The sequence below is a fragment of the Aurantibacter sp. genome, from assembly GCF_039941195.1.
Taxonomy (GTDB): domain Bacteria; phylum Bacteroidota; class Bacteroidia; order Flavobacteriales; family Flavobacteriaceae; genus Aurantibacter_A.
In genome coordinates, this window is sequence record NZ_JBDVFA010000040.1 from 19,274 (window position 1) to 33,921 (window position 14,648).

Here is a 14,648-nt window from a genome sequence, read left to right on the forward strand (position 1 = left end):
TATGAATAAAATTATATTGGATTATATATCGAACGAGCTTACTAACGAACAATTAGAAGACCCTCTAGAATCTGGAGATGATTTACTCGGTAGTGGAATTTTGGACTCTATGGGTATGATGAAACTAATACTGTTTATAGAAAACGAATTCGAAATAAAAGTTCCGCCTGAAGATATGGTAATAGAAAATTTTATGACAGTGGGTCATATAATAACCTATCTAGAAAACAAAACAGTTTGAGTGAAATAGAAAAAAACATAAATGAAACTGAATTGACGAAAAGTCAATTAGCTATATGGACTGGCCAACAAATGGCGCCGGACGCTCCATTGTACAATACAGTGTATACTTTTGATATTAAAAATAAACTAGATGTTCGAGTCTTTCGAAGTGCATTTCAATATTTAGTTAAAGGTACAGACATCCTACGGACCGTTTTTAATACTAAAAACACAATCCCTTATCAAATAGTATTACCGAATTTTAACTTTAACCTTGAGTTAGTCGATTTTACTAATGGTTTTAATAAAAGTGAATATTATAAATGGGTAGAATTACGAAGTCAAGCAAAGCTGAATTTGGCGAAATGTCCATTCGATTCAGCACTTATAAAAGTTAATGAAAATAGATTCGTATGGTTTTTGAATATTCATCACATTATAACCGATGCAATTTCTACGACACTGCTTCATGAAAAAATGTTCGAATATTATAGTAATTTGAAAAATGGAGATGAAAATAATATAGACGATTTGCCAAGTTTCGAAGATTATATAACCTTTGAGAATAAACAATCGAATGATATTCAAAATCATTTAAAACAAGAATATTGGAAAGTAAAAATTGATAAATCATACACCCTTCCAAAACTATATGGAAACGAAAACAAGTATTTAAAAACTGCTTCGGAGCGTATTACATTGGGCTTAGGATTAGATCGATCCAAAAGAATTAAAGAACTTTCTAAAAATATGGCGGTACGTTCTTTAACACCGCGTTTAACAATATTTAATCTATTCGCTACTTTACTTTTCACATATGTACATCGTATAAGTAATCAAAATAAAATTACAATAGGAGCTACCGCTCATAACAGAGTATCTCAACTTTTTCAAAAGACGCCAGGATTATTTATTGAAATTTTTCCTCTTTTAATAAAATTAGAAGATCAGGACACATTCTTGTCTGTCTTACAACGTACAAAAATGGAAACCAGTGATTATCTACGAAATGGCCAACCAGGAATGGCATCAGCAGATATCAGTAGAGGCTTTAATGTTATTTTAAATTACATGACTTCCAAATTTGCGCTAATTGAAGATTTTCCGATGACATCGGAGTGGATTCATGCAGGTCACAACGATCCTGCACACCATTTACGTTGCCATATTTATGATTTTGATTCTACTGGAAGTCTAGAAATTCATCTAGATTTTAATACGGCTGTATTTGATAAAGAACTAAGATATTTAGCACCAAAACACTTTTTATGTTTAATTGATGCCATGTTAGATGATATTAATCAACATATAACATCTGCATCCATAATTACTAAAGAAGAACGTAATGAGCTATTAACTGGTGATGTTATTAGTACTAATTCAAAAGCGTCTGTTATCGCTCAATTTGAATCACAATTAGTTGAAAATCCGGAAAAAATAGCCATACGGTTTAAGAATCAAAAATTAACCTATTCTGAAATCAATAATAAAACAAATCAGCTAGCTAATTATTTAGCAAAACAAGGAGTTAGCAAAGGTGACATTGTTGCAATACATTTAGAACGCAGTACTAACTATATTACAAGTGTCTTAGCCGCCTTAAAATTAGGGACAACTTTTGTTCCAATATCTTCTGAACAGCCTAAAGAAAGAGTGCAATACATATTGCAAGATTCTAATTGTAAAGCTCTTATTTCAAACACAGTAATATTGCGCAAACTTGAATCTAAAAAAATCAATTTAATTAATTTAGATGATTCAGCTGAAGACATTGAAAATCAAACTACTACATATATTTCACAAGCTTCAGAATTAGATTCTATAGCGTACGTAATTTACACTTCTGGATCAACTGGGAAACCCAAAGGTGTAATGATTTCGAATGCTTCGCTAGCCAATTATATAAATTGGTCTAAAGGTTATTACGCACATAAAGATTCTTATGTATTTCCGTTATGTACTTCAATAGGATTTGACTTAACAATAACTGCTACATTCTTACCATTAGTTACCGGTGGTGAACTTATAATATATACGGAAAGCTCAATTGGACCCGATATCTCGATACTTCAGGTAATTGAGGATAATTTGGTAAACAGTATTAAACTGACACCATCACATTTAGCTTTGATTAAAGATAGCGACTTCAGCAGTTCAAAATTAAAATTAATCATTGTTGGTGGTGAAGACTTTAAAAGTTCATTAGCCAATAGCATTCAAGATTCAGTAGGAGATGATTTAAAAATTTTTAATGAATATGGCCCTACTGAAGCCACTGTTGGCTGTATTGTTAGCAGGTACAACTCTGATTTACATATTGAAACATCTGTGCCTATAGGTATTCCTATTAAAAACATGTCAGCTTATGTGTTAGACAGTTATCATAATTTAGTGCCAAAAGGAGTAATTGGTGAATTATACTTAAGTGGAACCGGATTAGCCAAAGGTTATGCCCGAAATACAAAACTAAGCAATGAGCGGTTTTTGGTAAACCCTTTTCAGCAAAACGCCAAAATGTATCGCACAGGTGATTTAGTCCGATTTAATGAAAGTGATGAACTTGAATATCTTGGTAGAGTTGATGAACAAGTTAAGCTTAATGGTTTTCGAATTGAGCTATCTGATATTGAGGCCAATTTAAACCAACACCCTAACATAAATAATGCCGCTGTTGTTCTCATGGACTCAGAAAAAAAGGCAGAATCTAAAGATATAATCAACTGCAAAGAATGTGGACTTCCTTCCTCCTACCCGAATATTGATTTTGATGATAACAATGTTTGCCATTTGTGCAATTCATTTAAGGGTTATAAAGAGAAAACTGATAAATATTTTAAAACAGAAGAAGATTTAATTCAATTACTTACTTCTAATAAGAATGATAATCGCAAATATGATTGCCTAACACTATTAAGTGGTGGAAAAGATAGTACCTACGTATTAGCAAGACTTATCGATATGGGTCTTAATGTCCTAACATTTACTCTTGATAATGGATATATTTCCGATCAAGCTAAGGCCAATATTACAAGAATTACAGAGAAATTAGGTGTCGACCATATTTATGGAGCAACGCCACACATGAACAAGATATTTGTTGATAGTCTCCACCGACACAAAAACGTCTGTAACGGTTGTTTTAAAACGATATATACACTTAGTACAAAAGTTGCTTTAGAAAATAATATTCCATTCGTGGTAACGGGTTTATCAAGAGGTCAATTTTTTGAAACACGCCTTACCGAAGAGCTTTTCTGGGATGAAGATGCCGATGGAACAACAATTGACGATACCATATTAGAAGCGAGAAAATTGTATCATCAAGAAGAAGATGCAGTTAAAAACCACCTAGATACGTCTATGTTTAGTTTGGACAGTACTTTTAATAAAGTACAATATGTTGACTTCTACCGATACAGTAATGTTAGCCTCACTGAAATGCTTATCTTTTTAAAAGAAAAAGCAGACTGGGTAAGACCTACAGATACCGGTCGTTCTACAAATTGCTTAATAAATCAGGCAGGAATTCATGTTCATAAGAAGGAACGTGGATATAGCAATTATTCTTTTCCGTATAGTTGGGATGTGCGTTTAGGACACAAAAATAGAGATGAAGCATTGGAAGAAATTAATGAGCACATTGACGAGGATGAAGTACATCGAATGCTTGATGAGATAGGTTATAAGAAATCTGATTTAGATAATAATAAAAAGCAATTGATAGGTTTTTATACATCAAAAGAAATAATACCTTCTGTAGATTTAAAACTCCATCTTGCTAAACATTTGCCTGAATATATGTTTCCATCAAAGTATAAACATTTAAAAGAGATGCCCTTAACTAAAAATGGCAAAATAGATAAAATTGCACTACGGACTCTTTCAGACATACAATTGGAATCGGACGTGGTATATGTTGCACCTACAAATGAAATTGAAGAATTGGTCGAAAGTATTTGGAAAGAAGTTTTACAAATGGACCGGATTGGAATACATGATAATTTCATCTCATTAGGCGGCCATTCATTAGCGGCTATTAGAGTAACAGCACGAATTAATGACGAGTTACAAACTAACTTTGCCTTGAATAAAATTTTCGAGTTACCAACAATACAAGAATATGCGGTATATATTGAATCGCAATTAATGGAATTATTACAACAATAATTGACAATGAATTGCAGCGGTACACAAATACAATTTAATACTAAGTGGATAAGGTTTATTGCCTTGTTCATGAGTATATTGTATTTGACGAACCCCATTCATAGGCCTTTAAATATTGCAGTGCATGAAATACTTGTTCTTTTTGAATCTCCGAATAAGGTGATGAGTCATGAAAATGATTTTGTTGAATATGCTGCAGATAACGTTAAACACCAGCATGAAGTAATGCAATTAGATTCTGGTCATATTCTTGTAGATTTTATTACTCAATTTTTCGAAACATCAAATGAACAAGAATCCTCAAATAAAACACTTCAAAAAATAGTTAAGATTGATAAGCATATTGTGTATTCCGAGTATGAAATTCAATCATTCCAAATAAAAAATCATTCAAATATTTTTTGGTACCCTCAACAAAAATCTTATAAGGGTTACCTAAATGAAAATGTTGAACCTCCTCGCCCACTCTAGTTTTAGAGCAGATAGCAAGTTTATAAAACTATGCTATGAATATCACTATTAAATAATCAAAGATAAATCGACGATAACATCACATTGAGTGGTTTTACGTCTCATAATATATAACAGATGAGAAATTATTTCTTTCACATAATACTCTCCTTTACTTTCATTTCTAGCGCATATGCCCATGAATTATCTGGTACAGTAACTGCCGATGATGGAAGGCCAATAGACGGTGTTGGAGTATACAATAAAACAACTGGTGGATATACATACACTAATGTTTCAGGTTATTTTGAGCTTGATGATATATCAATTGGCGACCTAATTTTCTTTTATAGTCTCGGTTATAAAACTCATGAATTAACTATTAAAGAATCACTTTTAGATGGCAATTTAGATATTGTTCTGGAAGAAGCTGCCGTTTCATTAGACCAGGTTGTTTTAGTTTCTAAAGTGAACGCCATGAGCAATTTTGTAAATGTAGATGTAAAGGCAAATCCTGTAAAATCATCTCAAGAAATTCTGAGAAAAATTCCAGGTTTAATTATCGGACAACATGCTGGCGGTGGAAAAGCAGAACAGATATTTCTAAGAGGTTTCGATATTGATCATGGTACCGATATTGCGATTGATGTTGATGGTTTACCCGTTAATATGGTGTCTCATGCACATGGTCAAGGATATGCAGATATGCACTTTATTATTCCCGAAACTATTGATAATATTGATTTTGGAAAAGGAGCTTATTATGCTGATAAAGGAAACTTTAATACTGCTGGTTATGTTGGTCTCAAAACAAAAAAGAGTATTAATGATAACCTACTTTCAGTTGAAGCAGGAATGTTTAATACACTTCGAACCGTAGGAATGCTCAAACTCACTGAAAGTGAATTTAGCAACGCTTATGTTGCTTCTGAAATGGTGCTTACAGATGGTGCATTTGATTCTCCTCAGAATTTTAATCGTCTCAATATTATGGGGCGGTACAATTATAATAATCGTGAAAATCAAGATTTGAGTCTTACCCTTTCACATTTTCAAAGCAAGTGGGATGCCTCAGGGCAAGTTCCACAACGGGCTATTGACCAAGGATTAATTGGTCGTTTTGGAGCTATTGATGATACTGAAGGTGGCAATACTAGTAGATCTAATTTTTTAATAAATCACACGCGTCAACTTAATGAGCATTCAAAAGTTAAATCAAAAGCTTATATCTCAAAATATGACTTTGAGCTTTTTTCTAATTTCACATTTTTCTTGGAAGATCCTGTAAATGCAGATCAAATTCGTCAAAAAGAAGACCGTACAATTATAGGAGCTGAAACGGCCTATGAACATTCAATACATGTAGGTGATCACGATTCACAATTAAAATATGAAGCAGGTATTGGGTTTCGTTATGATGATGTTAATGATGTGCAACTCTCTAGAACTAAAAACAGAAAAGAGCTTCTAGAACGTTTGGCATACGGTAACGTAGACGAAACCAACAGTTATAGCTTTATTAACCTTACGTATAAGAAAAACAAGTGGACGATTAATCCTGGGTTGCGTTTAGACTATTTTAAATTCGATTATGAAAATTTGCTAACAGAAACGTATGACAGTAAAAGTCAAGACAAACTGTTTTTAGGTCCAAAATTGAATGTGCTATTTGCTGCCTCTCCTGCTGTGCAGATTTTTGGTAAAACAGGAGTTGGTTTCCATTCGAATGATACTAGAGTTGTAATTGCTAATGATGCTGATGAAATTCTACCGGCAGCTTATTCTTTTGATGTTGGTGGTTTATTTAAACCAACGAACAAAATTGTCATTAATGCAGCTTTATGGAACCTATTTTTAGAACAAGAATTTGTGTATGTGGGTGATGCTGGTATTGTTGAACCTAGTGGAAAAACTAGACGTTATGGCGTAGATTTCGGTGTACGTTATCAATTAACCGATTGGCTTTATGCTAATGGTGATGTCAACTACACCTATGCACGAAGTACTGAAGAACCTGCTGGTGCCGATTATATTCCTTTGGCACCAGACCTTACCTCTTCAGGTGGATTATCATTTAGAGACATCGGAAATTTATCTGGCGGCGTGAACTATCGTTATATTAAAAATCGTCCTGCAAATGAAGATAATTCTATTGTAGCCGAAGGTTATTTTGTTACCGATATGAACTTAAATTATGCATGGAATAATTGGACGTTTGGAGTTATAGTTGAAAACCTATTCGATACAAAATGGAATGAAACTCAATTTGCAACAGAAAGTAGATTGTTCAATGAAGCAATTCCAGTTGAAGAAATTCATTTTACACCCGGCACTCCTTTTTACTTAAGAGGAAAAGTATCGGTACGATTCTAATTCTGTATTTTTGAACAAAATTTAAAAGTGCATTTTAAAGAAAATATCATAGCATTAGCAACAGCTTCAGGTGCTGGTGCAATTGCAATTATACGCTTATCGGGTGAAGATGTTATCTCTTTAGCCGATAAGCATTTTAAATCTGTACATGGAAAAAAGTTAGCCCAACAAAAAAGCCATACTATTCACTTAGGACATATAATGGATGGGAACAAAACCTATGATGAAGCTCTGGTCTCAGTCTTTAAAGGACCAAATTCTTATACGGGTGAAAATATAATTGAAATTTCTTGTCATGGATCTCCTTTTATTCAACAACAAATTTTACAATTATTTCTTTCTAATGGATGTAGAATGGCACAAGCTGGTGAATTTACATTGCGAGCATTCCTAAATGGCAAAATGGACTTGAGTCAAGCCGAAGCTGTTGCCGATTTAATTGCATCGGAAAACGAAGCGAGTCACCAAATTGCAATGAATCAAATGCGTGGTGGTTTTTCTTCGGAAATAAAAAAACTACGAGAACAGCTTTTAAATTTTGCTTCTTTAATTGAGCTAGAACTTGATTTTTCTGAGGAAGATGTAGAGTTTGCCGATAGAACAGCATTTGAAAATTTGCTAATGCATATTGAACAAGTTCTTAAAAACTTGATTGATAGTTTTGCAATTGGTAACGTAATTAAAAATGGAATTCCAGTAGCTATTATCGGGGAGCCGAATGTTGGAAAATCAACACTTTTAAATGCCTTGTTAAATGATGACCGCGCTATTGTTTCAGAAATAGCGGGTACTACTAGAGACACCATTGAAGACGAAATTGCTATAGGTGGCATCGGATTTCGATTTATTGACACAGCAGGAATTCGTGATACGGCTGATGTAGTAGAAAGTATTGGAATTAAAAAAACTTTTGAAAAAATTGAGCAAGCAAAAGTTGTTGCATATTTAATTGATAGTACCGAATTAAGTGCCGATAGACTTTCTTCCTTACAATTAGAAATCTCAAAAATCAAAAATAAGCATCCGCAAAAGCCTTGTATCGTAATAGTCAATAAAATAGACCAATTAGATTCTGAAAGACAAACTTACATTCAAAACAAACTACCTGATGCTTTATTTTTATCTGCTAAAAACAAAACAGGACTTGAAGAGCTAAAACAAAAACTAGTGAGTTTTGTAAATACCGGAGCGTTACGAAATAATGAAACTATTGTTACCAATAGCCGTCATTACGATTCGCTTTTAAAAGCTTTATCCGAAATAGAAAAAGTACGTTTAGGCATGTCTGAAGAATTACCTAGTGACCTACTAGCCATCGATATTCGCGAAGCCCTACACTACTTGGGTGAAATTACTGGTCAAGTCACTAATGACGAATTGCTTGGTAACATCTTTGCTAATTTTTGTATCGGCAAATAGAAAGGTCAATCAACATCCAATCATCATACTAATAAAGTCAAATAATCAATAACTAATATTATTTATTATAATTATTAGTTAATCCTAATTTATTTGGTGCTCGTTTATAAAACTAAAACATGTACACAACCAAATATTCTTACTTTGGATTTGTTAAACATTTTTATTTCTATACTTGGTAATTTTCAATTAGTTTCTTTTACATTTATTTTCTATGATAGCTTGTGGTATATCATCATTAGGTTTAAAATTCGACACCAAATATGTAGAAGGTTAAGATGAATTTAATTGGTTGTTCAACTCAGTACTTCCTAAGTTATTATTCTATATTTACATTTGGCTCATTTTCGAGGTATCCGAGAGATATCAAAAATTTATCAACGTCAGTGAGTGTTTTTTTATAATAATTAAAATTTCTATAATTAAAGAATCCATGACCTTCTCCTTCATACAATATCAAATCACATCTACTTCCAACCTTTTCCATTACCTTTTTGTAATATTGACCAGTTTCTACTGGAATTAACTTATCATTAGTGCCTAGCAATAAAATGGTTGGTGGTGCTTCTTTTTTAATGTTATGTAGAGGTGAAAACTTTTTATAATTCTCACCAATTCTTTCATAACCATAACCACCCGGACCATTATCAATAACTGGATTAAAGAGAACTAGGGCATTTGGCGTGCAATCAATAGATAGGTTATCAGTGTCTTCATTATAATCTTTTATTAATGCAGTTCCGGCAGCAAGATGTCCTCCTGCTGAGCCACCCGAAGCTATGATTTTTGAGCTGTCAATTTGAAAACTCATAGCGCTATTTCTAATATATCTAATAGCAGATTTTGCATCTTTAAGTGATTCAATAGGGGTAGTATTATTTAAACTTTCAGTCCTATAATCAACTAATAAACAGACCATGCCTCTTTTCGAAAAATATTTAGCTTGGTTTATAAAATGGCTTCGATTACCATTTATCCACCCTCCACCAAAAAAAAATACCATAGCAGGGTATAATTTACTTTCATTTTGTGTACTCGGCTTATATATTTCTAAAAATAATTCAGTAGAATCAATTTTTTTGTAAAGTACCTTTTCTTGAGCAACACAAAAAGTAATTTCACCTGTTAAAATTAGAATTAGCAAAAAGAAATATTTTTTATTCATCATTTATATTTAATCGTTGTTAATATCACAATTCGTCAGGCAAGCAGGTGGGTAAGGAAAAACTTTTGCTTCCATTTGGTCTACCTGTCAGAGTTTTTAGTTTTGTAATTATTTATGGTAATTGCCAAATTCAAAAGATTTAATGGACTCGACAAATAAGCCCTATCCATTAAATATATCATATTATGCCCTATTTGAATTAACCAATAAAATTTTTATTCCCTCACTAATTTAAAAAGGGATACTAAAACTATCGCACCCCTTTTAACTCAACTCACTCAATTAACCGCACTACTTTATTTGAACAGAAATCCTTTATTATATGACTTCTTTAATTCAAAAAGTTACCAAGGGATAACATTTCATCGTCTGTTAGTTTTCTATCAAAAACCGCTAAACCACCAATTAGACCTTTAAAAAAATTACCCATTCCACTTTTTAATAAGACTGCCCCTACTGTGAAATCAGATCCATTATTACCCATACCATACGGATAATAATATGGGTTTTTTGTTTGAAATAACCCATTTGGATAACCTTCAAATCCGATTGTGTTATTAATCAATTCTGATTCTCGCCTTTCAAATTTTCCATTTAAAAATGATTTGATATAAGAGCCGTCATAAGTAAAAGCTACGCACTGCCATTTGTTTTTTTTAACTTCTTTCTTACTAGCGGAATAGTCAATTGAATATGGGAATGGTGGTGTAGGTTTTCCTGTATAGGAAATATGTCCACATACTTGATTTTCACCATTATAATGAGGTAATGAAGTAAATAAACCATATTGGCGTTTTCCACCATCTTTATACTCATTCCACATACCACCAACAAATCCAATTTGTTCTCCCGTCCATTTCACCCAAGCTATTATAGTAATTTCCTTTTCTGTTCCATTAATATTAAGGGCTCCTGTTTCAGAATTAGGCAGTGTCAAATAATTAGTACCATTAAAGCTAGCTGAAAAACCAGACAATGGACCTTCGTTTATCCTTTCGGCAGGGCCACCTTTTTCCTTTAAAGGAAAATTATCAACTCCATATGCTTCACGATTCTGATTCTCTTTTTCTTTAAAATCCCAAACGGCAATAAGATTTGAAGTTTCTTTTAACTTCTTCATTATTCTTGAATCATTTTGTGAGAACATAAAAGAATTATAAATTATTAAAATAAAACTTATAAGTACAATTTTACTATTGTTCATTTTAAAAATATCCCCCTTTTTTAGTAATATCTTGAATCGATTGCCCTTCTTTAACCCATCCAAATATTTTTTTCTCATTTTCTCTGATTTCTTCCGCTCTTACCAATACCGCGTAGGCTATATCTCTAGGAACCACCAAGACCCCATCTATATCTCCTATAACTATATCCCCTGGTCTTATTACTACATCTCCAATTTTGATAGGTATTTGGTAATGCGTGATTAAACAACGACCTAAGCTACCATTAGAAATTCTATATTCATAGAACATGGGAAAGTCCGCTTCCAAAATTTGGTGAGTATCACGAACGCCTCCATCAATACAAGCTGCCTTAATTTTTTTCCCTTTAGCCGTAGCCGTCATTACACCACCCCACAAAGTTGCTTTATCATCACGACTCGTATCCCAGACAATAAATCCATCCTCTTGCATTTCATCTAGCATCTGAGTTCTGAATTCCATTTCTCCTTTAATCTTTACATTTGGAGAACTTTTTACTGTAAATGCGAAACCAGCGACAGAATTGTACTCCCTTAATGGCACTATTCTGCCCGGCAACGCCTGATCTAAAAGACAAAATTCTCTCAAAACATCGTTAACAGCTCCAGTATAAAGCTTTTCATATCTATTTAACAACTCTTTATCTGGAATTGGAAATTTCGCGTCCGAAATACTTTCGCGTTCCTCAATAAGTCCTTCCAGATTCATCATTCCTATTTCCTTTTTGTAATTATCTACACTCATAATGTTTATATAATAAATAGTTAATATATTTTTCTAATTTTAAAAATTAAGTCCCATACCCCCATCAACGAACATGTCCTGTCCGGTAATATACCTTCCAGCATTTGAACATAATAAAAGTGCCATTGATGCACAATCCCGGGCTTCTCCTATAAAACCAATAGGAATCTTTGATTCTACAAGTTTTCTATATTTTTTATTTGATAAAACTTCTTCATTCCTAATGGTTGAAATTGCACCAGGTGCCATATTGTTTATAGTAACTCCATTTAAACCAAATTGAGGTGCAAGACTTTTTACCATACTTAATTGAGCCATTTTCGAAGCAGCATATACAAGCATTTCCTGATGTGGTCTAATTTGTTGCACACTACCTATTGTCAATATTCTTCCCCAATTTTTATCGCACATGTTTGGGTATAGTTTTTGTATTAAAAATAACGAAGCAGCAAAGTTCACCCGCATCTGAAAATCATATTCTTCATAACTAACATTATCCCAAGAATTACGAATTTGTACAGAAGCATTTAAAACCAAAATGTCTATTTTTAGATAATACTCATTTAATATAGAAACAATAGTCTCAGGTGCATCAGTATTTGATAAATCACTTTTTATAAGATGACATGTAACACCAAATGACTGAATCTCCAATTTAATCTGCTCTGCTAATTTTTGTTCTGATCGATAAACTATCACCAAATTAGCACCGTATTCTGCAAGGGCCAATGAAATAGCTCTTCCAATTCCTTGGCTTCCACCAGTAACTAGTGCAGTTTTACCTTTTAAATTAAACAGATTCTTTATTTCTATCTTCTTATCCATAATATACTTTTAGACCTTTACCTTGAGAGGGGTAAGTAATCAATTTTCCATGTTCTGCTTCCGTTACTACTAAACCCAATTTACCAGATGGATCAAATGCGCAACTCGTGGGTCTACTTCCTTCACATTTTAATTTGTCAATCAAATCCCCTGCTTTGCTATAAACATTGATGCTATATTCATTAAATACAGCGACATATAAATTTTCACTCTTATCAAATGCCATACCATCTGGACCCCATGGCCCATTACCTACATTTGCAAAAACCCTTTCATTATTCAATTCCAAACGACTATTATCCCATTCCGCAATCCATAATTTTTGGTTATATGTTTCTGCATAAACTAACGTTTTACCATTATTCATTAACGCTAAGCCATTTGCAAACAGCTTATTAGACGCTATAACCTTAGCGACAGATCCACCTTTTGGTAGTACACAAAAAGTTGATCTTGGTTCATCTCTACCATCAGCATGATCCGAAAATAAAATGTTTCCTGCAGAATCAAATATTAAATCATTTGGTCTTATTAACCTATTTCCATCGTTTGTATAACTACATTTTGATTCAATTACATTTTTTTCGGAATCAAATGTCCTTATTTCACCTTTCTTAGAGTCGCAAAACCAAATCATTCCGTTTTTATCAATGGCAGCACCATTTGGTGTGCCATCAACTGGATAACGATGTAGTATATTACCGTCCCATTTTGATAAATTACCTCCTTTAATCTCAACAAACCACAAGTTTCCGTCCTTATCAAATACAGGACTCTCTGGAAATTTCAAACCGGTAAGGATGACATTATTTTCTATTTCTTTCAACACTTATTAAATTTTTTAAGGATTCCTGTTAAACCCACGTTTTTTAATACTAAATTGAATTATAAGCCTCCAACATTGGGATACCATTCTGGTTTGTAAGGGTCCTGATGAAATCGGGCATAATAATCCCCTTTTTCTTCATAATATCGTTCATACTTCTCCATCTTATCTTCATCTAGCTCAACCCCCAATCCTGGCCCCTCTGGCACCTTTATTGACCCATTTTCATATTTCATTTTACCTCCAATTATAATATCATCTTCTAGATAGTGGTAATGTGCATCACCTTCCATATTCATTGTCGGAATAGTGGAAGCTGTATGCAACATTGCAGCGAGTTCAACTCCAAATTCTGCACCTGAATGCATGGCAACTCCTAAATTGAATGTTTGACATATAGCTGTTAAATCTTTCACACCCTTTGGACCTTCCCAATAATGTAAATCTGTAAGTATTATATCTATTGAATTCATATGAATAGCCGGCCCCAAATCATCAAATTTATTAGGATACATATTTGTAGCTAATGGAATACGAATTTGATCCTTAACACGTTTCATTCCTTCAAGTCCCCAAGACGGGTCTTCAAAATATTGAATTTCCAACTCTTCCATTCTTTTGCCTGCTTTAACTGCTGTTGCAACCGACCACACTCCATTTGGATCAATTCTTAATCCAAAATCATCTCCTAAACGCTCTCGACAAAGTTGTAGTACCTTTACTTCTTCCATTGGATTCATAACTCCGGCCTTCAATTTCATAGCTGTAACTCCTAAAGTTTCCTTTAGTTCTAAACACAAATCTGCCATGTCCTCAGCACTTTTATCATGCCCTCCCTGCGGACGGTCATATCTCCAAAATAAATAACCAATCATAGGAATTGAATCTCTAAGTTTACCACCAATTAATTTATTCATGGGAACATTACATGCTTTCCCCATAATATCCAAACAAGCAATTTCTATAGCTCCATATAATCTTGAATTTGACAGATAATATATGCTTCTCAAAACCTTCAACTTAATAGCTTCTAAATCAAATGGGTCCATTCCAACAATTCTTGGTTTCAATTTAAGTAATGCCCCTCTTTGGTCTCCTCCTCCTACTTCACCCAATCCAACAATTCCTTCATCCGTAATTAATTCTAAAATAGTTCGCATTAGATAACCAGGATGGACCCCTGTGTTATGTCTCAACATGGCATTCATTGGAATTGCTACCGTACGTACTCTTATATCTACTATCTTCATTT

The 14,648-nt window shown here is 33.3% G+C and carries 11 protein-coding genes; 5 read left to right on the forward strand and 6 right to left on the reverse strand.

All coding sequences use genetic code 11. From position 1 onward, the window contains the following. Position 1 precedes the first annotated feature (1 nt). The 5 genes from ABJF52_RS07700 (at position 2) to mnmE (ending at position 8,631) form a co-directional block, all read left to right on the forward strand. Complete coding sequence (locus ABJF52_RS07700) at positions 2–241, forward strand: acyl carrier protein (protein WP_348148691.1); 240 nt, start codon at positions 2–4, stop codon at positions 239–241. Beyond that, entirely contained in the window at positions 238–4,389 is a 4,152-nt protein-coding gene (locus tag ABJF52_RS07705) for an amino acid adenylation domain-containing protein (RefSeq protein WP_348148694.1), read from the forward strand. Before ABJF52_RS07700 ends, ABJF52_RS07705 begins: the two co-directional genes overlap by 4 nt. A 69-nt stretch (positions 4,390–4,458) precedes the next feature. Next, on the forward strand, positions 4,459–4,860 hold the full coding sequence (locus ABJF52_RS07710; RefSeq protein ID WP_348148697.1) for a hypothetical protein: 402 nt from the start codon (positions 4,459–4,461) through the stop codon (positions 4,858–4,860). A 117-nt stretch (positions 4,861–4,977) separates the two neighbouring features. Next, positions 4,978–7,212, forward strand: a complete 2,235-nt coding sequence (locus ABJF52_RS07715; protein ID WP_348148700.1) for a TonB-dependent receptor — start codon at positions 4,978–4,980, stop codon at positions 7,210–7,212. A gap of 27 nt (positions 7,213–7,239) precedes the next feature. Further along, complete coding sequence (gene mnmE / locus ABJF52_RS07720; RefSeq protein ID WP_348148703.1) at positions 7,240–8,631, forward strand: tRNA uridine-5-carboxymethylaminomethyl(34) synthesis GTPase MnmE; 1,392 nt, start codon at positions 7,240–7,242, stop codon at positions 8,629–8,631. Between the two features lie 319 nt (positions 8,632–8,950). Here mnmE and ABJF52_RS07725 read toward each other — a convergent pair whose 3' ends face one another. From ABJF52_RS07725 to ABJF52_RS07750, 6 genes are all read right to left on the reverse strand, one after another. Beyond that, positions 8,951–9,796 (reverse strand): alpha/beta hydrolase, encoded by an 846-nt coding sequence (locus tag ABJF52_RS07725; protein WP_348148705.1) that lies wholly within the window; start codon positions 9,794–9,796, stop codon positions 8,951–8,953. A gap of 331 nt (positions 9,797–10,127) precedes the next feature. After that, positions 10,128–10,916, reverse strand: a complete 789-nt coding sequence (locus ABJF52_RS07730; protein ID WP_348148708.1) for a LamG-like jellyroll fold domain-containing protein — start codon at positions 10,914–10,916, stop codon at positions 10,128–10,130. A gap of 85 nt (positions 10,917–11,001) precedes the next feature. Beyond that, a complete protein-coding gene (locus ABJF52_RS07735) occupies positions 11,002–11,745 on the reverse strand; it encodes an RraA family protein (protein ID WP_348148711.1) in 744 nt (247 codons plus the stop codon). Positions 11,746–11,784: 39 nt separating this feature from the next. Beyond that, positions 11,785–12,570: an SDR family oxidoreductase gene (locus ABJF52_RS07740; protein WP_348148714.1), complete on the reverse strand. Its 786-nt coding sequence runs from the start codon at positions 12,568–12,570 to the stop codon at positions 11,785–11,787. Continuing rightward, positions 12,563–13,399, reverse strand: coding sequence for an SMP-30/gluconolactonase/LRE family protein (locus tag ABJF52_RS07745; RefSeq protein ID WP_348148716.1), 837 nt, complete (start codon positions 13,397–13,399; stop codon positions 12,563–12,565). The genes ABJF52_RS07740 and ABJF52_RS07745 overlap by 8 nt, the downstream gene beginning before the upstream one ends. A 56-nt stretch (positions 13,400–13,455) precedes the next feature. Beyond that, a complete protein-coding gene (locus ABJF52_RS07750; RefSeq protein WP_348148719.1) occupies positions 13,456–14,646 on the reverse strand; it encodes an enolase C-terminal domain-like protein in 1,191 nt (396 codons plus the stop codon). Positions 14,647–14,648: the final 2 nt, after the last annotated feature.

Bases quoted from the DNA above. Each gene is read 5' to 3' on its own strand.
- ABJF52_RS07700 (WP_348148691.1), top strand. From the start codon at position 2: ATGAATAAAATTATATTGGATTATATATCGAACGAGCTTACTAACGAA.
- ABJF52_RS07710 (WP_348148697.1), top strand. From the start codon at position 4,459: ATGAGTATATTGTATTTGACGAACCCCATTCATAGGCCTTTAAATATT.
- ABJF52_RS07715 (WP_348148700.1), top strand. From the start codon at position 4,978: ATGAGAAATTATTTCTTTCACATAATACTCTCCTTTACTTTCATTTCT.
- ABJF52_RS07725 (WP_348148705.1), bottom strand. From the start codon at position 9,796: ATGAATAAAAAATATTTCTTTTTGCTAATTCTAATTTTAACAGGTGAA.
- ABJF52_RS07730 (WP_348148708.1), bottom strand. From the start codon at position 10,916: ATGAAGAAGTTAAAAGAAACTTCAAATCTTATTGCCGTTTGGGATTTT.
- ABJF52_RS07735 (WP_348148711.1), bottom strand. From the start codon at position 11,745: ATGAGTGTAGATAATTACAAAAAGGAAATAGGAATGATGAATCTGGAA.
- ABJF52_RS07740 (WP_348148714.1), bottom strand. From the start codon at position 12,570: ATGGATAAGAAGATAGAAATAAAGAATCTGTTTAATTTAAAAGGTAAA.
- ABJF52_RS07750 (WP_348148719.1), bottom strand. From the start codon at position 14,646: ATGAAGATAGTAGATATAAGAGTACGTACGGTAGCAATTCCAATGAAT.